The organism is Acinetobacter sp. CWB-B33 (genome assembly GCF_039655955.1).
Lineage (GTDB): Bacteria > Pseudomonadota > Gammaproteobacteria > Pseudomonadales > Moraxellaceae > Acinetobacter > Acinetobacter bouvetii.
Genome location: NZ_JAGFEU010000001.1, coordinates 756382 through 777315 on the forward strand (window position 1 = coordinate 756382; position 20934 = coordinate 777315).

A 20934-nucleotide genomic window follows, 5' to 3' on the forward strand; every position below is an offset into this window, starting at 1 on the left:
TACACGTGTCATTATCTTTTGCGCAGGATAAGAAAAATTTAGACAATAAAAAAGCGCCGAAGCGCTTTTTTATAGAAGCTTAATTAGCCTAATTATTTAGTTGGATGACATCGCGACTTTAATTTTTTCCATCGCGTTTTTTTCAAGCTGACGGATGCGCTCTGCAGAAACATTATATTCAGCTGCTAATTCATGCAAAGTTGACTTTTCATCATCCAGCCAGCGGCGCTGCAGAATATTGCGGGAACGGTCATCTAGTTGGTCCATTGCGTCATGCAATGCTGACGTGCTCTGTTCTTCATAGTCTTCATTTTCGACCAGACGCGCTGGATCATAACGGTTGTCTTCTAAATACAGCGCAGGCGCCACATGGGTTGAGCCTTCATCATCATCATCGCCTTGTGCTTCAAATGCGGCATCATAAGCCGTTAAGCGGCCTTCCATTTCCAGCACTTGCTCAGCAGTTACATTTAAATCTTTTGCAATAGACTGCGCTTCTGCCAATGTTAATTTTTTAGATGACTTTTTTAGGCTACGCAAGTTGAAAAATAATTTACGCTGCGCTTTCGTTGTCGCAATTTTGACAATACGCCAGTTGCGGATCACGTACTCATGAATTTCAGCTTTAATCCAATGCACAGCGAAAGACACTAAACGTACACCCATGTTCGGGTCAAAACGCTTTACAGCTTTCATTAAGCCTAAATTGCCTTCTTGGATTAAATCGCCTTGCGGCAGGCCATAACCCGCATAACTGCGTGCAATATGAACAACAAAACGCAAATGAGACATGACCAGCATTTTAGCCGCGTCTAAATCTTGATCATAATAATAGCGTTCTGCCAGCTCTTTTTCTTGTTCAGCTGTAAGAATAGGAATCTGGTTGACAGTACTGATATAAGCACCAAGATTCACCCCAGGTGCTGATAATGACAGGGGCATCAATTGATTGCTGCTGTCACGCATGTGTTCTCCTTAAGAGTCAAATGGGTTCTCGCCCAATAATTAAGTTTTATCTTAATCCAATATTTACCTGAATTATGGGAAATTGGGTAGAGAAATGTAAACTTTAATACGATTGAGGTAGCTTTTAGTCTAAACGAAAATATTTAAGATTCAATTAAGTAGTGATATTCAAAATCAGAAATTTTGTTAGGCTGACACCTTAATGCGTGCAGTTGGCAGTAGCGTGAAACATCTTGCTGACTATGCGGATCTGACGACATTAATAAGAAATTTTTCCCAGCATTGCTTTTTAGCGCCTTTTTAAGCATCAGCAGGGGCATCGGGCAAGGTCTGCCCATTGCATCCACAATAATACAGGCAGCTGAATTCTCACTCATTTTAAAATCCGTTCACGATTTTTAAAAAAGAACATGAATATTAGCAAATTGAATGCCAAACCCCAAGAAGGCTGAATTTTTTTATAAATGGCTCATTAGTAAAATAAACTCGAAGCTTATGAAAAAATTATAAGATAAAATTAAGATTGATGAAAAAAATTCTATTATTTGTCAGTAACCCATGTTAAGCTCGATCCGAATTTAGGATTTCAGATAAGCAAAAGTTGTTTGTCGCCCTATTTCAAATGGATGTAACCGGGATTTTGTTAATAGTTTTACAGAATGATTACAAGCTTAGAAATAAAAAGATTTTTAAACTTGTTTGCTCTGCTGTTTGCAACACCGGGTTGTCCTTTTTATGCTATACAATGAGGATTAACTTATGACAGCACGTGAACAAGGCGTTGTTAAATGGTTCAACGACACTAAAGGTTTCGGCTTTATTCAACGTAACGGCGGCGACGATGTATTCGTTCACTTCCGCGCTATCCAAGGTGACGGCCACCGTTCACTTCGTGATGGCCAACGCGTTGAATTCAGCGTAGTAAAAGGTCAAAAAGGCTTCCAGGCTGAAGAAGTTCAGCCTTTAGACTAATCGTCTAAAAGGTCTTAAAAACGCTCCAATGTAAATTGGGGCGTTTTTTGTTTATACTGTTCCAAGTTTTTTGTGATTACTAACGTTCGAGCGCATTTATATGTCATCTGGTTTTGAAACCTTAAATTTACATCCGCAGTTGAAACAGGCAATTGACGCCTTGGGTTTCAAGGAAATGACGCCAATCCAGCAAAAAGTTTTGAAATATACTTTAGCGGGGCATGATGCAATTGGCCGTGCGCAAACGGGAACAGGGAAAACAGCTGCATTTTTGGTCAGTGTGATTAATGATCTGCTGAATAACCCGATTCAGACGCAGCGCTTCCGCGGAGAACCTCGTGCGCTGATTTTGGCGCCTACGCGTGAGCTGGCTTTGCAAATTGAGAGCGATGCAAAAGAATTAACAAAATTTACGGACCTGCATGTAGTAACTTTGCTGGGCGGGGTGGATTTTGATAAGCAGAAAGCCCAGCTGGCTAAAAACTTTGTCGATATTATTGTGGCAACACCTGGCCGCCTGATTGATTTGGTCGAGCAAAAAGAAGTTTGGCTGGATCAAATTGAATTTTTAGTGATTGATGAAGCAGACCGCCTGCTGGATATGGGCTTTATTCCTTCAGTCAAACGCATCGTGCGTTTTTCGCCGCGCAAAGAGCAGCGCCAGACGCTCATGTTCTCTGCGACTTTCAGTTATGACGTGCTGAATTTGGCGCAGCAGTGGCTGTTTGAGCCAGTCACTGTTGAAATTGAACCTGAAAAGAAAACCAATGCAGATGTGGAACAGCGTGTGTATATGGTTGCAAAATCAGATAAATACAAACTGCTTGAAGAGATTTTGCGTGACGAGCCGATTGAAAAAGTGATGATCTTTGCCAACCGCAGAGATCAAGTGCGCAAACTATACGATCATTTGAAAAAAGATGGCTATAAAGTGGTCATGCTGTCCGGTGAAATTGCACAGGACAAGCGCTTGAAAATGCTGGATCAGTTTAAAAACGGCAAGCACAATATTATGATTGCAACCGATGTTGCAGGCCGCGGTATTCATGTGGATGGTGTTTCACATGTGATTAATTATACGTTGCCGGAACAGTCCGATGATTATGTACACCGTATCGGGCGTACTGGCCGTGCTGGTTCGCGCGGTGTCAGCATCAGCTTCTTGTCAGAAGACGATGCTTTTTACCTGCCGGAAATTGAAAAAGCCATTGGACAGAAATTGCCATTAACCCGCTTGGAAGGTTACTGCTGATTCTGTCATGGTAAAAAAACCGCTCATTGAGCGGTTTTTTTATTTTAAACATTGAAACATGCAGTATCTGAATTATTTGGCTTTGCAGGTAAACGTCAGTACCGTTTGGTAATCATCATCTTTGCTGAGATTGCCGCTGTTGCCGGTAATGGTGCCTAAAACATTGGCTGCAGCTTGCACCATTTGCCCCGTTTTTTCATCCAGCACGCCTTTTAAGGCGCCATTGTATTCGCTTTTTTCATCCGAGATCACAGGGACTGCATTTTTGCCGCAAGTGCTGTTGGCTGCGCTGATGGCGTTATTTTTAGAAATCAGTGCGGATTTTCCGACACCTGTCACTTCGTATTGATTATTGGCTTTTTGAATAGCGAGAGACTGTGTTGGCGTATTAGATGCGCAGGCGCTAAGTAAAAGCGCTGAAGCGATAGAAGAGCAGATGGCGAATTGTTTTTTCATTGTTTTCCCCGTTGTGATTAAGAATTTATCTATTTGAACATAGCTTTGAAAAATCGATGCATAAAAGCTGTATAGATTATGCTGCTTTTCATTGATGAACTGTATGGTGTAAATGCGTATCAAATTTGAAACTGACAGATTTATTCCATATGGAGTAAGTGCTTGAGAATATGCTAATCTTGAGCTTAGCCTTATTTAAGTGATATATAAAATCAATGTCAGATATTGCGGTTGAAACAGTTCATCAAAATATTCATCAGCGCCAATCCATTGGGCATCTGGTTGAGCCTGCACCCAATGCTGCGCAACTAGAAATGGCTTTTGCTGCGGCATTGACAGCGCCAGATCATCACCGGTTAAAGCCGACCCGTTTTGTTGTGGTGGCGGAATCAGAGCGTGAGGCATTTGGCGAACTGCTTTCCCAAGCGCTGGCGGATACAGGACAAACCGAAGAAGCGCAGCTGGAGCGGGTGAAGCATCATCCTTTTCGGGCGCCGTTGCTGGTTTTGGCTTTAACAAAATTGCAGGATCATCCTAAGGTGCCGCATTTTGAACAAATTTTGAGTTCCGGCGCAGCAATACAGAATTTTCTGCTGTCACTGCAGGCGCAAGGCTTTTCGACCATGTGGCGCAGCGGCGCAGTGGTTGAGTCTAAACTGTTCAAGCAATCTTTGGGCTTGAGCGAATCTGATTTAATTGCAGGGATTATTTATATTGGAACGGCATTCAAGGCGATTCCGCCGCGTTCAGCCATTAATGTTTCAGAATTTGTCAGTGATTGGAAGTAATAAACGTTCAAAATGAACGTATTGGGAAATAAAAACAATGTCAGAACTTAAATTTTCAGATTTGGTTGAGCCAGTTGCGCCAGCGGATAAAACAGCGTTGAGAGTGACGGTATTGGGCGGCGGCAGTTTTGGTACGGCAATGGCCAATACCGCAGTGCGCAACGGCTGCAATACCATGATCTGGATCCGTGATGAAGCTGCGGCGGCAGATATCAATACGTCACATATCAATAAACGTTATCTTCCAGATTTTCAGCTTGAAGCTGGGCTTCGCGCGACTTCGGATTTAGAAGAAGCTGTGTGCAACCGCGACATAATTTTTGTGGCAATTCCGAGCCATTCCTTCCGCAGTGTTCTGGAGCAGATTAAGCCTTTTATTACCTCTCAGGCGGTAGTGTCTTTAACCAAGGGTATTGAGGCGAAAACCTTCAGCTTTATGAGTGATATTATTCGTGAAGTATTGCCTGAAGTGCCTTATGGGGTGCTGTCTGGCCCAAATTTGGCAAAAGAAATTGTTGCAGGGCAGCCAGCGGGAACAGTCATCGCCAGCCAGTCGGAAATGGTGCGCTACGCTGTGCAGCAAGCTTTGCATAGCGCATTGTTCCGTGTATTTGCCAGTGATGATGTGCATGGTGTGGAACTTGGCGGGGCATTGAAAAATATTTACGCTGTGGCAATGGGGATGGCAGCTGCTTACGGTGTCGGTGAAAACACCAAAAGCATGATTCTAACCCGCGCTTTGGCTGAAATGAGCCGTTTTGCAGTCGAGCTTGGCGCAAATCCATTAACTTTCTTGGGCTTATCGGGTGTGGGTGATCTGTTTGCGACTTGCAGCAGTCCGCTGAGCCGCAATTACCAAGTGGGTTATGCATTGGGTTCGGGCAAAAGCCTGGAGCAGGCAACGCAGGAATTGGGCCAAACGGCGGAAGGGATCAATACCATTGTTCAAGTGAAAGCGCGTTCAGAAGAATTGAATGTATATATGCCAATCACCAGCGCGTTGTATAATGTGATTTTTGAAGGCGCACCGCCGCTGAGTATTGCGCTGTCATTAATGAAAAATGGCCACCGCAGTGATGTAGAATTTGTCTTGCCGCATCAGCAGGTTTAATTTGAAGGTGATATGCCTTTTGTTGAGAGTGACAGCATGAATTGTCATACACAGAAGCTATAATGCAGCATAGAAAAAAGGAAATTTTATGCAACTGACTTTAGTTCGTCATGGGGAAGCGGCGCCGCCGGTTATGGGGAATGATGCCAAGCGTCCGTTAACGCCGAGAGGGCATCGGCAAGCTGAGCAAACAGCGGCTTTTTTGAAAGGCGTGATTCAGCCTGAAGTGTTTGTGGTGAGTCCTTTGCTTCGCGCGCAGGAAACACTTGCGCATTTGAGCCAGCATTTTCCAGAAGTGCCTGTGGTGATTTGCAATACAATTAAACCCGATGATGATGCGCGCACGGCTGTAGAGTGGCTTTCGCATCTGCCTTATGAATCTGTTGCTGTGGTGTGCCACATGAATGTAGTTGCACATATTGCATCTATATTACAGGCAGAGCCATTTCAGCCTTTTGCGCTGGCAGAAGCCCGAATTTATGAGCAGGCAGTGATTGCGCCAGGACTATCGACACAAATTAAAAGCTTTATACCAGCAGCATAATAAATTAATTATAACGGCAGAACAGAACCGATGTTGTATTTGTGGACACCTGAAGCCAATGGGGTTTGGCAGTGGTCAGATGGAGAATGCTGGAAACAGTCCTCTAATCTTGAGCAGCTAATTCAAGATCTGAAAGAGCATCATGGCAAAGAAGCAGCCGTTTTTTTTCCAAGCAGGGATGCGCAGATTATTCAGCAGAGTTTTCCCAAGGCGCAGTATAAAAAACTCGGCGCAGATGGCGTGAAATACTTGCTGGAAGAGTATGTTATTTTGCCTTTGGACTTAATGAAAGTGCTACACCATTTTCAAAACCCAGAGCAGTTAACGGTTTTTGGCATCGCGAATGCTAAAGTAGAAACCCTGCAGCATGCTTTGACCTTAATTCCTGTGAATGTGACCGCATTGCTGCCAGATTTTTTGCTGCTGCATGAGCCGAAAGCGGGGCAAGCTGTTTTAGCAAATATTAATGGTCATTTGCTGGTCCGTGAAAATGCGTTTTTGGGAAAAACGGTCGATGATTTATCCCTGTTTTTAGATTATCAGCAAACTCAGCCTTTATATCAGATTGCGAATCTGACGGCAGAGCAGATGAATAGCCTGCAGGCAGTTGTGACAGCAGAGCAGATAGAAAGTTTCCACTATGAAGTCCCGGTTATTAAAAAGCCTAAGCAGCATCCATTTAATGTGCTGCCGAAAGCGAAAAACCAGCAGGGAGTATCGGGTTATTGGAAAGCTTGCGCCGCTGTGCTGCTTGGGCTGCTTGTGGTGCAGTTTAGTTATGATGCTGTGCGCTGGCATCAAAACAAAAAGGTGGCGAATGCGATGGCAGTGCAAGCGGTTGATCAGTTTAAATATTGGTTTGGCCAAAGCTATCCGGTGACAGAGCAAACCTTGAAAAGCCAGTTTGAGGCGCAATTGCGTCAAAGCCAAACGGGTAGTACGCAGGCCTTATCTTTGCTTAGCCGTGTTGGACCTTTGCTGATGCAGCAGCAGATTACGGCAAACCGTGTATCTTATGACGCATCGGCCTTAAATATGGAACTGAAAGCAGGCTCAGCTGAACTGCTGCAAAATTTAATCCAGCAGCTGAATCAGCAGGGCTTTAAAGCTGAATTGGGGAATATTCAGCCCAGCGCTTCCGGTGTGGTGGGATTGGTGAAAATACAATAATGAAAGCATTAGAAAATTTACAGCATCGTATTGATCAGCGTGTTGAACAGATTACGGATTATCTGGATGGCCTCTCTGTGCGCGAGCGGGTGATGGTGGTGTTTACAGCGGCCTTTGTTATTGTGGCGGCGGCGGGTTCTGCACTTTTTTATATGCATAAAGCGGCGGAATATCAGCAAAAGCGCCTCAATGATTTGAAAGATATGATGGTTTGGATGCAAAGTAATGCAGTGACGATGAAGCCCGCGGGTGATACTGTTTTATCCGCGGCAGATAAGGTGCAGCGGGCCGCGCAGCAGCAGGGGCTGTCGGTTGCATCACAGCAGTCTGGCGATCAAATTCAAATTGCGGTCATGCATGAAAATTATGCTGTGCTGGCTAACTTTTTAACCCAAATGGCGCAGATGGGCTTGAGTATTGAAAAAATGGAGTTAAATTCTGAAGCGGGTCAGATTAAATTAACTGCGGTTGTGCATTAATGCGTGTCCATGCCTGATCAATAGCATGAATGGTTCTTCTGCTTTTTGGGCTAAAGAGCTAGGTGCACTGCTTATATATGGTGCTGCTGGTAAAATGCTCTCCATCGGCACATTCATCTATAATGGCGAACAGGCCATCACGATGGATGTGTCAGGTGTAACGATTGATCATAATGCGTATTTAAGGGCGGTTTTTCAGTAAATGCCGGCCATGGCGTGAGTTCCGTTGCTCGGCTGGGATTTAGTGATAAATTGGATGGATATTCTTTCCGGCATTATGCCGCGAAGAATATCGAATGAAGTTGTATATTATTGAAACAATAAAATCAGAACTTTATCAAATAAGCTTTTATCAAGCATGGTGTTTTAGTGCAGCTATGCCTATAATATGGCGACTTAAAAAGCAGTAGACTTTTGCCGATATGTTGTATTCTCTTGCCCGCCCTTTGTTGTTTTCTTTAGCACCAGAGCGTGCACATGAGCTGACATTATCCCTTTTGAAATCATCCCATAAAATGGGCTTGATGCGTCAAGCTGTTGCTGAAAAGCCGGTGACCTGCATGGGTATCGAGTTCCCAAATCCGGTCGGTTTAGCGGCAGGTCTGGATAAAAACGGCGCTTATATTGATGCCTTGGCAGCCCAGGGTTTTGGTTTTATCGAAATTGGCACCATTACGCCAAAGCCTCAGCCAGGCAATCCTGAACCCCGCCTTTTCCGTTTGCCGGAAGCCAAAGCCATCATTAACCGCATGGGTTTTAATAATGATGGCGTAGATCAGCTGATTAAAAATGTCAAAGCCGCTAAATTTAAAGGTGTGCTGGGCATCAATATCGGAAAAAATGCAGCGACCCCGGTTGAAAATGCGGTCGATGATTATTTGATTTGCCTCGAAAAAGTTTACAATTACGCATCATATATTACGGTTAATATTTCATCCCCCAATACTAAAAATCTGCGCAGCCTGCAAAGCGGCGAGGCTTTAACAGAATTGCTGGAAACCCTGAAAAAGCGCCAGCTTGAATTGGCTGAAGAATATCAGCATTATGTTCCTTTAGTGCTTAAAGTCGCGCCTGATTTAGAACAGGAAGATATTCAGTTCATCAGTAATCAATTGCTGCAATTTAAAATAGACGGTTTGATTGTGACTAATACGACTTTGTCGCGTGAAGGCGTTGAAAACCTGAAGCATTGCGATGAAGCAGGCGGTTTATCTGGCGCTCCAGTATTTGCAAAAAGCACAGCATGTTTGGCTGCTTTTGAGAAAGCGCTGAAAGGTCAAATTCCATTAATTGGCGTGGGCGGCATTTTGTCAGGCGAAGATGCTGCGGCGAAAAAGAATGCCGGCGCCACCCTTGTACAAGTTTACAGCGGTCTCATATATACTGGACCTAGGCTTGTTAAAGACTGCGTCGACGCGCTATAAAGATTATGAATGCCATTGATATCTTTATACTGATTATATTGCTCATTGGAGGGCTTAACGGTTTGCGTCAAGGATTTATTAAAGCCTTTGCGAACTTGGCAGGATGGATTCTGGCATTAATTGTTGCGGCAAAATATGCATCCATTTTGGCGCCTTCAATGCTTGCGCTCAGTTCGGATCCAGTGGTTCAAAAAATTGCGGCCTTTGCATTTATTGTGCTGGCGATTGTTGTCCTCACATGGATAGCCACATCCTTGCTGAACGGTATTTTGAAAAGCCTGAAATTAGGCCCGTTAAACCGTTTGGCAGGCGGTGTATTTGGAGGCCTAAAGGGCTTGCTGGTGGTGCTGATTACAATTCAAGGCGTCGGGCCTTGGGTGGAAAGTTCACCGCACTGGAAGCAATCAAAATTTATTCAAGCATTATTGCCATATGCACCTTGGGCTGCGCAAATGTCCAAAGATGCTGCCAATGAAGCCATGCATCATATTCATTCCGAAGACCAGCCAAAGTCTTCGGAACTTTCATCTGAGGCGGCTGCCAAAAAAACGCCGTCTGAAGTTAAGTCAACAAATAATCCTTTTTATTAATCCTAGCTTGTCTGCGAGGTTGCTATGTGTGGAGTAGTTGGTATAGCTGGTAAATCACCCGTTAACCAAATGTTGTTTGATGCATTAACGATGTTACAGCATCGTGGACAAGATGCCGCTGGGATCGTAACTTGCCATGAAGGTCGCTTATTCCTTCGCAAGGACACCGGCATGGTGCGTGATGTGTTTCATACACGTCATATGCGCGCTTTGCAGGGGAACTACGGTATTGGCCATGTGCGTTATCCAACTGCGGGTTCTTCAAGCAGTGCTGAGGCCCAGCCATTTTATGTAAACTCGCCTTATGGCATTACATTGGCGCATAACGGCAACTTAACCAATGCAGCGGAAATTCATGAGGACCTGTTTAAAACAGATTTGCGCCACATGAATACGGATTCTGATTCAGAAGTACTGCTCAATGTTTTTGCGCATGAGCTGCAAAAACGCAGCAAATTGACTGCGTCAGCGGAAGACATCTTTGATGTGGTTTCCCGCGTGCATGAGCGCTGTAAGGGTGGCTATGCTGTGGTCACGATGATTACCGGGCAAGGATTAGTGGGCTTCCGCGATCCAAATGGTATTCGCCCGCTGATCTATGGCTCTCGTGAAACAGAGCAGGGCAAAGAGTATATTATTGCTTCTGAATCGGTCGCGATTACTGCCCTTGGTTTTAAAGTTGAGCGTGATATTGCGCCCGGCGAAGCGATCTTCATTACGGCGCAGGGTGAGATGTTCACGAAACAGTGCGCATCAGAACCTGAATATCGCCCATGCATTTTTGAATACGTTTATTTTGCGCGTCCAGATGCAACTATTGACGGCATTTCAGTCTATAAAGCCCGTTTAAAAATGGGTGAGAAGCTTGCGCAGAAAATCTTGCGTGAATGGGGTGAAGAGCATGATATTGATGTCGTGATCCCAATTCCGGATACATCACGCACTTCTGCGCTTGAGCTGGCAAATACCTTGGGTGTGAAATTCCGCGAAGGCTTCATGAAGAACCGTTATATCGGCCGTACCTTCATTATGCCGGGTCAGCAGCTGCGTAAAAAGTCAGTTCGCCAAAAATTGAACCCGGTTGAATTGGAGTTCCAAGGCAAAAATGTCTTGCTGGTGGATGACTCTATTGTCCGCGGCACAACATGTAACGAAATTATCCAGATGGCGCGTGATGCAGGTGCGAAAAAAGTATTCTTTGCCTCTGCTGCGCCTATGGTGAAATATCCAAATGTATACGGCATTGATATGCCTGCTAAATCTGAGCTGATTGCATCAAACCGCAGTGTTGAAGAAATCCGTGAAATTATCGGTGCGGACCGGTTGGTCTTTCAGGATTTGGAAGACTTAAAAGCGGCTGTGCGCACGACGAAAGTTCCTGAACTTCAAGAGTTTGACTGTTCTGTATTCAATGGCGTGTATGTTGCGGGCGGCATTGATGAAGCTTACTTGGACGCATTGGAGAAACAGCGCAGCGATTCGGCGAAGCTGGAAAACAATGACAAGTATATTGATGTTAATATCGACGCGGCATCGGTTGACTTAACAGGGGTTCGCGAAGAGTAATCACTTCAAAAACTCTATGAAAAGCGGGAATTTCCCGCTTTTTTCATTTATGATGGTTAAACAAAAGACAATGTTGTTTTAAGGGATTGCATTGAGAAAAGTCGGCTATGCTTTTATAAAAAACAAAAATATGTTTTGGTCCGCTTCTATTTGTGCGGTTGCTGTGCTTTTAACGATTGTGCTGATTAATACAATTGTCGGCTTATTGGTTTTTTATGTAGATTCAACCCAATCAATTTATTGGCATATGCTCAGCCCATATTTAATTGCGCTGCTGATCTTGATCATGTCTGTTTCTGTTATTTATGAATTTTATGTTTTTAGAATGGGCGGACATTCGTTGGCAAAGCAGCTGGGTGCGCGCCGATTAAGCCTGATAGAAAGCATTCCTGAAGAAAGCGCAGCGCTTAAAATTACAGAACAGCTGGCGGATACATTTTTAATTGATATGCCGGCTTTATATGTGCTGCCGTATGAAGTTGGGGTGAATGCCTTAACTGCGGGTTTTTACCCGCGAGATACCGCTATCATTTTAACATGGGGGGCAATGCAGAATTTAGATGAAATGGAGTTGTATGGTTTGCTCAGCCATGAATTTAATAAAATTTTGTCGGGTGAAGCTGCCGAAAATACCCGCCTTAAAATTTTATACAGCGGTTTGACAACATTCAGCCAGTGGGGCAGTAAAATTGCGAAACGCGGTTTTTACCGTAACGGCTATGTGCGTGAAAATAAATTTGAAACTGTATTTGTAGCCATTGGCGCGTTGATTTGGCTTACAGGGAGTTTAGGAATACTGATTACCCGCTTTATTAAGTTTATTACCTTGGGCGGGCGCACATACCGAAATGACCAAAAGACCAAGCGTCTAATTCAAAATGATGCCAATATTCAAACGTTGCTGCGGATATATGTCCATCACTCGGGTTCTCAAATTCACAGTGAATATGCTGAATCCATCTCTCATATGTGTTTTGCCAACGCATTAAGCCCGCAAAACTGGATGAATATTCATCCCAGTATTGCGCAGCGCATTTTTGAGTTGAATCCGGGTGTCATTCAGGATTTACAGCTGGAAAATCTAAAAAAATTAAAAAATCAGCTGCTGTTTAGCTTATTCCGTTCGCTGGAAGAAGTCAGTCCGGATGTTACGATTCCTTGGAGTTCACCTCAGCCTTTGCCTTTGCTGCGGCTGTCGCCAATCAGCTTTGCCATTAAAGATGCGATTAAACCTTTAAAGCCTGAAATCCGCACCAATTGGCAGCGACCTGAATTGATTGTCCGGGCGATGCAGACGGCTACGGGGTCGCGTGAAGTGATGGTGGCGATTTTAATGATTCGTCAGTATCGGGAATTTATTCCGACGGAAGCGGAAGTCAGCCGCGCTATTGTCGATTCATTGTTGAATTTGGATGGCCGGGTCCATATTGCTATTTTTAAAGAAGCCTGTAAAAACATTGGCGGTATGCCGGCAACAATTGCAAGACAGTTCCTTATGAAGCTGGCGCTCATTATTCAGGAAGATGGTGAAATTGGGCTGCTGGATGCTTTGCTGCTCGAGCGGGTAAAGTTTGAGCTGAACCTGATGCCTATTCATACAGCGACAGCTTTAGAGGATGTAAAGCCCAGTATTGTGCGTTTGATTGATGCCTTGCTGCATGTGCAGCAAATTAACAGTGACAGTCAGCTGGAAGTGCGTGAAAAAATTCTTAAGCGTATTTTAAGTTCAAAAGAGCTGGAGCGTTACAGCGAAATTTCAGATGAACCCATTGATTTAGCGGAAATTCTAAATGATATTGCAGGGCTTTTGCTTCGCGACCGATTCAGTATTTTGGCTGTTGCAGAAATTTGCTTATGGAATGACCGGATTATCACGCAGGATGAGCTGGATGTGCTGGAGCTGCTGTATTGGCGCTTAGGTTTTGAAACTGATGAAATGATTGATTTAATGCAAAAGAAAAACAGCTTGATGATTATCTAAATGATGGGTTTAAGCTGTGGCGTTGGTATCCGTCAAATGGGTTTTGACTGCGGCGATCCGGTTTAACAATTGACGATGCGCACCATTTAAGCTGAATTAAAATAAAAGTACAGCAAAGTGCGCCTAATCTCGATAGAATATTGGCTAGAATTTTGGTGATGATGAAAGCATGATGGGGCATCAGCGTGACATAATGGCGGCGTTGGGAATTGATATTTGGATTCCTAAGGATGCTCTGTGTCAGCAGCATCAGCCTGCTATATGGCGTGATCAGGCGCCTGAAGAAGCTATTTCGGAAATCATCCTGCCGCACATGCCTGCGGTGGCTGAACAGCCGGAACGGCCTCAGCCGCCTGTCCATCAGGAGCCTGTGCTTTCAGCCCCTGAGGCGGAACAACAGCAAACAGCACCCGCTGCAGTGCAAGAAGCTTTAGTTTCGGCAGTTCACATTCCCGCTTTTTCAATTGAGGCAATGGTGTTGCCGCAATGCGTGCTGCTGGTTGACGCAACTGCGATCACGGCCGATCAGCAGCAATTATGGCGCAATATTCAGCGTGCCGTTTCTGCAGATTTTCATCATCTGCAATGGCCATTTGCTTGGCAGAACATGCAGGATGGCCGCGGTGCATCATCTTATATACAAGGCTTTTTAGATGTGTTCAGCACAGAAAAAAATGTGCTGTGCTTAGGGGAAATTCCTCACCTGCAGGCATCCCATTCTATTCAGCTGGCTTCACTGCAGGAAATGCTGAGTCAGCCTTTGTTAAAAAAACGCCTTTGGCAATTTATGCAAAATAAAATGAAGGAATCGTGAATACATGAAAAAGAAAGTTGTTGTTTTTAGCCAAATCGATAATGAAATTTTGATGAGACTGGAACAGCAATATCATGTTGTTCAAATTAATCCGAAAAAAGGCGATATCAATCAGCAAATTCTAGAAGAAAGCCGTGATGCGGATGGGATGATCGGCGCTGGCCGGCGGCTGAGTGAAAGCAATTTAAAACATGCAGAAAAACTCAAGGTTATTTCCAGTGTGAGTGTGGGGTACGACAATTATGATGTGTCATATCTAAATCAAAAGCATATTTGGCTGACGCATACCCCGCACGTTTTGACTGAAACGACAGCAGACTTGGCGTTTACGCTTTTAATGAGCGCGGCAAGAAAAGTTCCATCATTGGATGCCTGGATGAAGCAGGGGCAATGGTCCAGAACAGCAGGCCCAGAGCAATTTGGTGTTGATGTTTATGGAAAAACCTTAGGCATTATCGGTTTAGGCTCTATCGGCGCTGCGATTGCGAGACGCGGTTTTTACGGATTCAATATGAATGTGCTGTACCATAACCGGCGTGAAAAAATTGAAACCGCAGAACAGTTTAAAGCTGAATTCTGCAGTCTAGATGATTTATTAAGCTGTTCTGATTTTGTTGTAATTGCAGTTGATTTAAATGCGGCATCCAAATCATTAATTGGCGCGCGCGAATTGCAGCTTATGCAGCAGCACGCTGTGCTGGTCAATATTTCTCGCGGTTCTGTGATTGATGAAAAGGCGCTGATTGAGGCTTTAAAGTCGCGCAGTATTTTCGCAGCTGGATTGGATGTATATGAAAAGGAGCCGCTGCAGGCTTCAGAATTATTTGAGCTGGATAATGCAGTAACCTTGCCGCATGTCGGGTCTGCGACTGCGCAAACCCGCAAGCGGATGGTTGAATTGGCATATGAGAATTTGGTCGATGCTTTGGAGGGCAGGCAGCCTCGCTACGCTGTTAAGAAAGTGGATTAATTAAAAATTTAATAACACTTTCTTTCATAATGGCTCATTTTTCAATGCTATATTTCGGAATGAATAAGCAATAAATTTGATTGGGATGCGGCATTGAAAAAAACTTTACTGGCTTGCAGTCTGGGACTGTGTTCGATGCTCGCGCAGAGTCAAACGGTAGAATTTAATTCGGCAGCTCAGTTTGCTGTGCCGGAGATTGGCAGCGGCGTTGGTTTGCTTGATCAGCAAAAAGAAAAGGCGATTGGCGAAAAAGTATTCCGTGAAGTCAATAAGCAGATGCCGGTTCTGCAAAATCCTTGGCTTGAAGACCGTTTGTATGCAGTATTTTCCCATATTTTAAGCCAGACACAGCTCAGTCAGCCGGTCGGCCTTTTAATTATTAGTGATCCGCAAATTAATGCTTTTGCTGTGCCTGGCGGATTATTTGCCCTGAACGCGGGTTTGATTAACTCTGCGCGCAACATGGATGAGATGGCTGGTGTAATGGCGCATGAAATTGCGCATGTCACACAGCGCCATTATAGCCGCTCTCAAGAAGCCTTTAAGGGGCAAGGCTTGCTTTCATTGGCAGGCATTTTGGTGGGTGCATTGGTTGCTTCCAAGGCAGATGGTGATGCGGGTGCTGCTGTGATGCTAGGTTCGCAGGCGGCACTGCTGGATAAGCAGCTGACTTATAGCCGAAACCAAGAACGTGAAGCTGACCGCATAGGAATGCAGTATATGTATGCTGCAGGCTATAACCCGCAAAGCATGGCTGATTTTTTTGAAGTCATGAACCGCGCTACAAGTCAGGCCAGTTTTTTGCCGGACTTTTGGCTGACGCATCCACTCACGACACAGCGTATGAGTGAAGCGCGCCTGAGGGCAAATCAGCTGCCGAAAGTAAAGCCAAATTTAGACAATGAAGATTTTGAAATAATTAAGCAATATAGCCGAGTTCTGTCTGGCCAGAGCAGCGAACAGCAGCTGCAGGCGTTGGCGAATCAAAATAATTTTGCGGGTTTAATGGGCTTGGCTGCTTTTCACATACAGCATGGTGATTTTTCGGCTGCACAAACTGCGCTTGATAAAGCTAAAAATGTTAAATCCAGCCATGTGCTGATGACGCTGCTGCAGGCAGATGTTTACTTGGGACAGAATAAAATTGAAAATGCATTCAGTTTAATGAGCAGCGCTGCGGCGGTTATGCCGGAAAACCGCGCGTTAAATTATAAATATGCAGAAGTGCTTATCCTTAATAAGCAGCCGGCTCAAGCGGAGTTGACGGTGCGTCAATTTTTACGCAATAACCCGCGTGATGTATCCGGCTGGCGTCTAATGCAGCAGTCTGCAAATGCTGACAATTCCTCTGCGCTGCGGTCTGTGAATGTATTGCGCTACCGTGCGGAGGTGGAGTTTTGGACAGGCAATGAAGAAAATGCCATAAAGTCTTTATTGCATGCTAAGCGTTTAGCCAAAGAGCGCAAGTCACTCGAAGCTGTAATAGACCAGCGCTTAAAAGAAATGCAGAAAGACCGGCAATTGACGGTCTAGGCGAAAGTGCTGGAGTTCTCCATAAGGCGTCTTCACTGCATTGATCGGCAGGGGTGAAGATTAAGCCAACGCAATTTAAAGCATAATAATTCAAAATAATGGAGTGCTGTAATGATTCAGGGACAGTGTTTGTGCGGTGCGATAAAATACCAGTATGAGGCCGAACTGGAACGGAGCATTTTGTGTTTTTGTCAGCATTGCAGGCTGGCGCAAGGTGCACTGTTCGGCTGGAACTCTCCAATTGATAAATCCAAGTTTCAGCTGCTGCAAGGCGGTGAGGCTTTAAAGGAATATTTTCATACAGCTAATAAGGCTCGTGTATTTTGCAGTCAATGCGGCAGCCCGGTGTATTCCTGCCGAACTGATTTGCCGGATGTCTTGCGGCTGCGTTTAGGAACTGTGACACATGGTGCATTGCCTGCGCCTGAAGAACTGGCTTATAAAGAATATCAGCCAGATTTTATTTGTATTCATGATCTTTGAGCGATACACAATTTTGGCCTGATGCTACAATGGGTAGCAGTGCTTTTTTTAAGTTTAATGATAAAGATTGATTTGATGAAAAAAACTTGTTTGGCTTTATTTATTTTGGGAATTTCACAGCAGCCAGTTTGGGCGGCCAGCGCTGAGCAGTATGTGCATGCAGTTGAAAAAATTAATGAAAATTATCAGCAGGATACTCGGAATTTTTTTAATACGTTGGATCCCATGCAGCGCGGATTTACTGCTGAGCAGCAGGTGGTTTTTTGTAAAATATTGAGTAAATATGCAGATGATTTATATCAGGCTGCAGATAGCAATAGAGCCTATTTGGATAAGCAGTATGCCAATATCAGCAAAAAAGATGTGATTGTTCAGGTATTGTCTTCAAAAGAAATGCAGATGCTGAAGCGCTATAATGTTCAGTGCAATTTGAATTAATTGTTTTTGAATGAATTTTAGTATCTATGGAAGAACTGTCTTAAAGGTTTGATCTAAATTTTAAGGCAGTTCAACGCAAAAGAGGGAAGTATTTGGGTATTAAGCAAGTTTTGCTTTAATTTTTGCAGAAACTTGAGAAGGATCGGCGCGCCCGGCTATGAGCGGACGCAGAGAGTTCATCACCTTACCCATATCTTTCATGCTAGTAGCTTCTTGCGCAGCAATAGTCTGTGCAATGATGGAATCAAGTTCTTCCTCAGTCATAGCTTCTGGTAGAAATTGAGATAAAACCTCAAGTTCGGCTTGTTCCTTACTAGCTAAATCTTCTCGACCAGCGCCTTCAAAGGCTTTGATCGATTCTTTACGTTGTTTGATTTGCTTTTCAATGACCGCAAGAACCTGAGTATCGTCAAGCTCAATGCGTTCATCGACTTCAATTTGCTTGATTGCTGCCTGTAGACTACGAATTACCGTTAACTTGCCCATTTCTTTAGCACGCATAGTTGCTTTCAAAACATCAGTTATTTGGTTTTTTAAAGTAGTCATTTATTTTTCCAGGTTAGTCAATCAATCACAAATTAATCTTAGTAAAGGCGAGTCGTACGTACTGATTCACGCGCCAATTTCTTTTGGTAGCGTTTAACAGCAGCAGCTTTTTTGCGCTTACGTTCTTGAGTAGGTTTTTCGTAGAATTCACGTTTACGAACATCAGCAAGAACACCCGCTTTTTCGCATGAACGTTTGAAACGACGGATAGCTACGTCTACTGGTTCGCCTTCTTTCAATTTAACTTGTGGCATGAAGAATCCTCATTAAGTTATGGATAAGATCTAGGGCGAAATTGCCTTCGATCACAAGTGAAGGTCAGTATTTTACTCATTTACATCTCATACCACAAGTCTATAATAGGCTTCGCAATAGATTTGATACAGGTTATAGGCAGTTTAATGATCGTTTTAGGCTTAGAAACATCTTGTGATGAAACAGGGCTCGCATTGTATGACAGCGAGTTGGGTTTGCGCGGGCAAGTGCTGTATAGCCAAATTAAACTGCATGCAGAATATGGCGGCGTCGTGCCGGAGCTGGCTTCGCGTGACCATGTGCGCAAATTAATTCCTTTAATCACCCAATTGCTGGCAGACAGCGGCATTAAAAAATCTGAAATTGACGCCATTGCCTATACCCGCGGGCCAGGTCTGATGGGCGCGCTCATGACAGGCGCGCTGTTTGGCCGAACTTTAGCCTTTGCGCTGAATAAGCCGGCGATTGGCGTGCATCATATGGAAGGTCATATGCTGGCGCCATTGCTGTCCAAAACTCCGCCAGAATTTCCATTTGTCGCTTTGCTGGTGTCGGGCGGCCATACACAGCTCATGGCTGCGTATGGCATTGGCCAATATGAACTGTTGGGCGAATCTATTGATGATGCAGCAGGCGAAGCCTTTGATAAAGTCGCGAAAATGATGGGTCTGCCTTATCCGGGCGGGCCGAATATTTCTAAGCTGGCTGCAGCTGGTGACATGAATGCATTTGCATTTCCACGCCCAATGCTGCATCAAGGTTTAGATTTTTCTTTCAGTGGTTTGAAAACAGCAGTATCTGTGCAATTGAAAAAAGTGGAAGGCGAAGGCCGCGAAGCCGATATTGCGGCTTCATTCCAAGAAGCATTGGTGGATACACTGGTGAAAAAATCAGTGAAAGCATTAAAGCAAACCGGCTTGCGGCGTTTGGTGATTGCTGGCGGTGTAAGTGCCAACAGCCGCCTGAGAGAACGCTTAGAAGCCGACCTGGCTAAAATTCGTGCCCATGTGTTTTATGCAGAGCCTGCATTGTGTACCGATAATGGCGCCATGATTGCTTTTGCGGGTTATCAGCGCTTAAAAGCAGGACAGCATGATGGCTTGGCGGTAACCACAACACCGCGCTGGCCGATGACGGAATTGAGCAATCCTGAACAAGGTTAAGTGCTGAATCACACAAACCGATATAAAAAAGCCCAGACATGAGATCTGGGCTTTTTTATATCGGTTATAAGACTATTTTAGGGAAATTGATTTCTTGATGCGAAAGGCAGTTGAAGTAAATGCAAGCTCGCTGAGGAGTGAAATCGGTTTAGATACGAATAGTGGATAAAAATTTTAAAGATAGTTGGATTGACTGTATTTTTCGTTAAGAAGATGAAAATGGAATTTTAGTTTTATAAATTCTGCCAATCGATTAATTCAAGAGGGGTTTTTCAAAAAATAACCGTTGTCTCTGCAGTCTACGTTCGCTATTTATGGGGTGGAAAGGGGATAAAAATAATGTGCTGATGAATCATAAAAGTATTTAAGTCAGTATCTTAATTATGCTTATTTTGTGGGTAAGACCTGTAATATCAACATGTTTTTGTGAAAAAAGGCTCTATTCAAAATAAACAGGGCCTTTATTTTATTGCCGTATGAAGGAAATTAAAACTTAAAAACAGAGTTATAGATTCAATAACTGCTGTGAACCAATCCAGTGTTTAGAAAATTGATACGCTGCGCGCCCCGAACGCTGTCCGCGTCCTTGAGACCATCTTAAAGCCGCTGTCCGGGCATCTTCGGTCCATGGCAGATTGGCTTTCGCTAAATAATGTTCAGCAATTTCCAGATACAGCTTTTGGTCCATGGGGTAGAATGACAGCCACATGCCAAAACGGTCAGACAGAGAGATTTTTTCTTCAATGGCTTCCTGCGGATGCAGTTCTGTATATTGAGGGACATCCACCTTGGTTACAGGCGTGTTTTCATGCATAAATTCAGGCAGCAAATGGCGGCGGTTGCTGGTGGCGTAAATAATGAAATTGCTTGAACCTGACTGCAGTGAGCCATCTAAAACACTTTTTAAGCTGCGGTAATTTTCATCTTCTGCGTTAAAGGCCAAATCATCACAATAGACAATAAATTTTTCCGGACGGCCGGCAATGAGTTTTTGAATTTCAGGCAGATCAGACAAATCATCACGTTCAATTTCAATTAAGCGCAGGCCTTGAGATTCGTATTCAGTCAGTAGCGCGCGCACGATAGACGACTTGCCCGTGCCGCGTGAACCTGTAAGCAAAACGTCATTGGCAGGGAAGCCTTTTAAAAACTGCAAAGTGTTTTGGATGACTTTTTCTTTTTGGCGCTCAATGCCTTTTAAATCTTCCAGATACATTTTTTTTGATTGCTGAATTGCTTTCAGCTGTTTATCCTGCCATTTATAGGCAGCAGCGGTAAAGTCTGGCGCTTTTCTAAGTTCAGGAAGCGTTTGCTGCAATTGCAAAAGAACGCTGGACAGGGACTCTAAAATATTATCTGGTAAATCTAAGGTTGGCATGGGTATTCAGCTTGTGATTAATCGATGAATAGATGTAATTTTACAACAACAATGT

General features: G+C 44.1%; 24 protein-coding genes. 18 read left to right on the forward strand and 6 right to left on the reverse strand.

Annotated elements, in window-relative coordinates:
- Nucleotides 1-96 precede the first annotated feature (96 nt).
- Nucleotides 97-966, reverse strand: a complete 870-nt coding sequence (gene rpoH / locus JZ784_RS03540; RefSeq protein WP_005010630.1) for an RNA polymerase sigma factor RpoH — start codon at nucleotides 964-966, stop codon at nucleotides 97-99.
- Nucleotides 967-1109: 143 nt separating this feature from the next.
- Nucleotides 1110-1343, reverse strand: a complete 234-nt coding sequence (locus JZ784_RS03545) for a sulfurtransferase TusA family protein (protein ID WP_130147412.1) — start codon at nucleotides 1341-1343, stop codon at nucleotides 1110-1112.
- Between the two features lie 382 nt (nucleotides 1344-1725).
- Here JZ784_RS03545 and JZ784_RS03550 point away from each other — a divergent pair, with 382 nt between their 5' ends.
- Entirely contained in the window at nucleotides 1726-1938 is a 213-nt protein-coding gene (locus tag JZ784_RS03550) for a cold-shock protein (protein ID WP_004648643.1), read from the forward strand.
- A gap of 100 nt (nucleotides 1939-2038) precedes the next feature.
- Nucleotides 2039-3190 carry an ATP-dependent RNA helicase RhlB gene (rhlB, locus tag JZ784_RS03555; protein ID WP_005010627.1) on the forward strand — a complete coding sequence of 384 codons (1152 nt, stop codon included), beginning with the start codon at nucleotides 2039-2041 and terminating at the stop codon, nucleotides 3188-3190.
- 72 nt (nucleotides 3191-3262) lie between these two features.
- On the opposite strand, the gene JZ784_RS03560 is transcribed toward rhlB, so the two are convergent.
- The gene (locus tag JZ784_RS03560) at nucleotides 3263-3646 is read right to left on the reverse strand and encodes a hypothetical protein (protein ID WP_346313834.1); all 384 of its coding nucleotides are present in this window, start codon (nucleotides 3644-3646) and stop codon (nucleotides 3263-3265) included.
- A gap of 215 nt (nucleotides 3647-3861) precedes the next feature.
- On the opposite strand from JZ784_RS03560, the gene JZ784_RS03565 reads away from it, so the two are divergent.
- The 15 genes from JZ784_RS03565 (at nucleotide 3862) to JZ784_RS03635 (ending at nucleotide 17537) form a co-directional block, all read left to right on the forward strand.
- Nucleotides 3862-4434 (forward strand): nitroreductase, encoded by a 573-nt coding sequence (locus JZ784_RS03565; RefSeq protein WP_346313835.1) that lies wholly within the window; start codon nucleotides 3862-3864, stop codon nucleotides 4432-4434.
- A gap of 37 nt (nucleotides 4435-4471) precedes the next feature.
- The gene (locus JZ784_RS03570) at nucleotides 4472-5545 is read left to right on the forward strand and encodes an NAD(P)H-dependent glycerol-3-phosphate dehydrogenase (protein ID WP_346313836.1); all 1074 of its coding nucleotides are present in this window, start codon (nucleotides 4472-4474) and stop codon (nucleotides 5543-5545) included.
- Nucleotides 5546-5633: 88 nt separating this feature from the next.
- Nucleotides 5634-6089 carry a phosphoglycerate mutase family protein gene (locus JZ784_RS03575; RefSeq protein ID WP_346313837.1) on the forward strand — a complete coding sequence of 152 codons (456 nt, stop codon included), beginning with the start codon at nucleotides 5634-5636 and terminating at the stop codon, nucleotides 6087-6089.
- A gap of 30 nt (nucleotides 6090-6119) precedes the next feature.
- Nucleotides 6120-7259, forward strand: coding sequence for a type II secretion system protein GspL (gene gspL, locus JZ784_RS03580; protein WP_346313838.1), 1140 nt, complete (start codon nucleotides 6120-6122; stop codon nucleotides 7257-7259).
- Nucleotides 7259-7738, forward strand: coding sequence for a type II secretion system protein GspM (gene gspM / locus JZ784_RS03585; RefSeq protein WP_346313839.1), 480 nt, complete (start codon nucleotides 7259-7261; stop codon nucleotides 7736-7738). The genes gspL and gspM overlap by 1 nt, the downstream gene beginning before the upstream one ends.
- Nucleotides 7739-7763: 25 nt before the next feature.
- Nucleotides 7764-7940 (forward strand): hypothetical protein, encoded by a 177-nt coding sequence (locus JZ784_RS03590; protein WP_346313840.1) that lies wholly within the window; start codon nucleotides 7764-7766, stop codon nucleotides 7938-7940.
- Nucleotides 7941-8160: 220 nt separating this feature from the next.
- Complete coding sequence (locus tag JZ784_RS03595; protein ID WP_346313841.1) at nucleotides 8161-9162, forward strand: quinone-dependent dihydroorotate dehydrogenase; 1002 nt, start codon at nucleotides 8161-8163, stop codon at nucleotides 9160-9162.
- Between the two features lie 5 nt (nucleotides 9163-9167).
- The gene (locus JZ784_RS03600) at nucleotides 9168-9752 is read left to right on the forward strand and encodes a CvpA family protein (RefSeq protein ID WP_346313842.1); all 585 of its coding nucleotides are present in this window, start codon (nucleotides 9168-9170) and stop codon (nucleotides 9750-9752) included.
- A gap of 24 nt (nucleotides 9753-9776) precedes the next feature.
- Nucleotides 9777-11318: an amidophosphoribosyltransferase gene (gene purF, locus JZ784_RS03605; protein ID WP_005010598.1), complete on the forward strand. Its 1542-nt coding sequence runs from the start codon at nucleotides 9777-9779 to the stop codon at nucleotides 11316-11318.
- 91 nt (nucleotides 11319-11409) lie between these two features.
- Nucleotides 11410-13299, forward strand: a complete 1890-nt coding sequence (locus JZ784_RS03610; RefSeq protein WP_005010597.1) for a M48 family metalloprotease — start codon at nucleotides 11410-11412, stop codon at nucleotides 13297-13299.
- Nucleotides 13300-13468: 169 nt separating this feature from the next.
- Entirely contained in the window at nucleotides 13469-14113 is a 645-nt protein-coding gene (locus tag JZ784_RS03615; protein WP_346313843.1) for a hypothetical protein, read from the forward strand.
- A 4-nt stretch (nucleotides 14114-14117) separates the two neighbouring features.
- Complete coding sequence (locus JZ784_RS03620) at nucleotides 14118-15083, forward strand: D-glycerate dehydrogenase (RefSeq protein WP_346313844.1); 966 nt, start codon at nucleotides 14118-14120, stop codon at nucleotides 15081-15083.
- 93 nt (nucleotides 15084-15176) lie between these two features.
- Nucleotides 15177-16616 (forward strand): M48 family metalloprotease, encoded by a 1440-nt coding sequence (locus JZ784_RS03625; protein WP_346313845.1) that lies wholly within the window; start codon nucleotides 15177-15179, stop codon nucleotides 16614-16616.
- 111 nt (nucleotides 16617-16727) lie between these two features.
- A complete protein-coding gene (locus JZ784_RS03630; protein WP_346313846.1) occupies nucleotides 16728-17099 on the forward strand; it encodes a GFA family protein in 372 nt (123 codons plus the stop codon).
- Between the two features lie 75 nt (nucleotides 17100-17174).
- Nucleotides 17175-17537: a hypothetical protein gene (locus JZ784_RS03635; protein ID WP_346313847.1), complete on the forward strand. Its 363-nt coding sequence runs from the start codon at nucleotides 17175-17177 to the stop codon at nucleotides 17535-17537.
- Nucleotides 17538-17636: 99 nt separating this feature from the next.
- On the opposite strand, the gene JZ784_RS03640 is transcribed toward JZ784_RS03635, so the two are convergent.
- Both JZ784_RS03640 and rpsU read right to left on the reverse strand, forming a co-directional pair.
- Nucleotides 17637-18083, reverse strand: coding sequence for a GatB/YqeY domain-containing protein (locus JZ784_RS03640; RefSeq protein ID WP_131275917.1), 447 nt, complete (start codon nucleotides 18081-18083; stop codon nucleotides 17637-17639).
- 38 nt (nucleotides 18084-18121) lie between these two features.
- Nucleotides 18122-18337 (reverse strand): 30S ribosomal protein S21, encoded by a 216-nt coding sequence (gene rpsU / locus JZ784_RS03645; RefSeq protein WP_001136722.1) that lies wholly within the window; start codon nucleotides 18335-18337, stop codon nucleotides 18122-18124.
- Nucleotides 18338-18484: 147 nt separating this feature from the next.
- Between rpsU and tsaD the strand changes: the two genes are divergently transcribed.
- Nucleotides 18485-19501, forward strand: coding sequence for a tRNA (adenosine(37)-N6)-threonylcarbamoyltransferase complex transferase subunit TsaD (gene tsaD, locus JZ784_RS03650; protein WP_005010586.1), 1017 nt, complete (start codon nucleotides 18485-18487; stop codon nucleotides 19499-19501).
- A gap of 505 nt (nucleotides 19502-20006) precedes the next feature.
- On the opposite strand, the gene JZ784_RS03655 is transcribed toward tsaD, so the two are convergent.
- Nucleotides 20007-20879 (reverse strand): ATP-binding protein, encoded by an 873-nt coding sequence (locus JZ784_RS03655; RefSeq protein ID WP_005010585.1) that lies wholly within the window; start codon nucleotides 20877-20879, stop codon nucleotides 20007-20009.
- Nucleotides 20880-20934 lie beyond the last annotated feature (55 nt).

What these genes read in the sequence shown, in the direction of transcription:
- rpoH (WP_005010630.1), bottom strand. Translation starts at nt 966, where the DNA reads ATGCGTGACAGCAGCAATCAATTGATGCCCCTGTCATTATCAGCACCT.
- JZ784_RS03545 (WP_130147412.1), bottom strand. Translation starts at nt 1,343, where the DNA reads ATGAGTGAGAATTCAGCTGCCTGTATTATTGTGGATGCAATGGGCAGA.
- JZ784_RS03550 (WP_004648643.1), top strand. Translation starts at nt 1,726, where the DNA reads ATGACAGCACGTGAACAAGGCGTTGTTAAATGGTTCAACGACACTAAA.
- rhlB (WP_005010627.1), top strand. Translation starts at nt 2,039, where the DNA reads ATGTCATCTGGTTTTGAAACCTTAAATTTACATCCGCAGTTGAAACAG.
- JZ784_RS03560 (WP_346313834.1), bottom strand. Translation starts at nt 3,646, where the DNA reads ATGAAAAAACAATTCGCCATCTGCTCTTCTATCGCTTCAGCGCTTTTA.
- JZ784_RS03565 (WP_346313835.1), top strand. Translation starts at nt 3,862, where the DNA reads ATGTCAGATATTGCGGTTGAAACAGTTCATCAAAATATTCATCAGCGC.
- JZ784_RS03570 (WP_346313836.1), top strand. Translation starts at nt 4,472, where the DNA reads ATGTCAGAACTTAAATTTTCAGATTTGGTTGAGCCAGTTGCGCCAGCG.
- JZ784_RS03575 (WP_346313837.1), top strand. Translation starts at nt 5,634, where the DNA reads ATGCAACTGACTTTAGTTCGTCATGGGGAAGCGGCGCCGCCGGTTATG.
- gspL (WP_346313838.1), top strand. Translation starts at nt 6,120, where the DNA reads ATGTTGTATTTGTGGACACCTGAAGCCAATGGGGTTTGGCAGTGGTCA.
- gspM (WP_346313839.1), top strand. Translation starts at nt 7,259, where the DNA reads ATGAAAGCATTAGAAAATTTACAGCATCGTATTGATCAGCGTGTTGAA.
- JZ784_RS03590 (WP_346313840.1), top strand. Translation starts at nt 7,764, where the DNA reads ATGAATGGTTCTTCTGCTTTTTGGGCTAAAGAGCTAGGTGCACTGCTT.
- JZ784_RS03595 (WP_346313841.1), top strand. Translation starts at nt 8,161, where the DNA reads ATGTTGTATTCTCTTGCCCGCCCTTTGTTGTTTTCTTTAGCACCAGAG.
- JZ784_RS03600 (WP_346313842.1), top strand. Translation starts at nt 9,168, where the DNA reads ATGAATGCCATTGATATCTTTATACTGATTATATTGCTCATTGGAGGG.
- purF (WP_005010598.1), top strand. Translation starts at nt 9,777, where the DNA reads ATGTGTGGAGTAGTTGGTATAGCTGGTAAATCACCCGTTAACCAAATG.
- JZ784_RS03615 (WP_346313843.1), top strand. Translation starts at nt 13,469, where the DNA reads ATGATGGGGCATCAGCGTGACATAATGGCGGCGTTGGGAATTGATATT.
- JZ784_RS03620 (WP_346313844.1), top strand. Translation starts at nt 14,118, where the DNA reads ATGAAAAAGAAAGTTGTTGTTTTTAGCCAAATCGATAATGAAATTTTG.
- JZ784_RS03630 (WP_346313846.1), top strand. Translation starts at nt 16,728, where the DNA reads ATGATTCAGGGACAGTGTTTGTGCGGTGCGATAAAATACCAGTATGAG.
- JZ784_RS03635 (WP_346313847.1), top strand. Translation starts at nt 17,175, where the DNA reads ATGAAAAAAACTTGTTTGGCTTTATTTATTTTGGGAATTTCACAGCAG.
- JZ784_RS03640 (WP_131275917.1), bottom strand. Translation starts at nt 18,083, where the DNA reads ATGACTACTTTAAAAAACCAAATAACTGATGTTTTGAAAGCAACTATG.
- rpsU (WP_001136722.1), bottom strand. Translation starts at nt 18,337, where the DNA reads ATGCCACAAGTTAAATTGAAAGAAGGCGAACCAGTAGACGTAGCTATC.
- tsaD (WP_005010586.1), top strand. Translation starts at nt 18,485, where the DNA reads ATGATCGTTTTAGGCTTAGAAACATCTTGTGATGAAACAGGGCTCGCA.
- JZ784_RS03655 (WP_005010585.1), bottom strand. Translation starts at nt 20,879, where the DNA reads ATGCCAACCTTAGATTTACCAGATAATATTTTAGAGTCCCTGTCCAGC.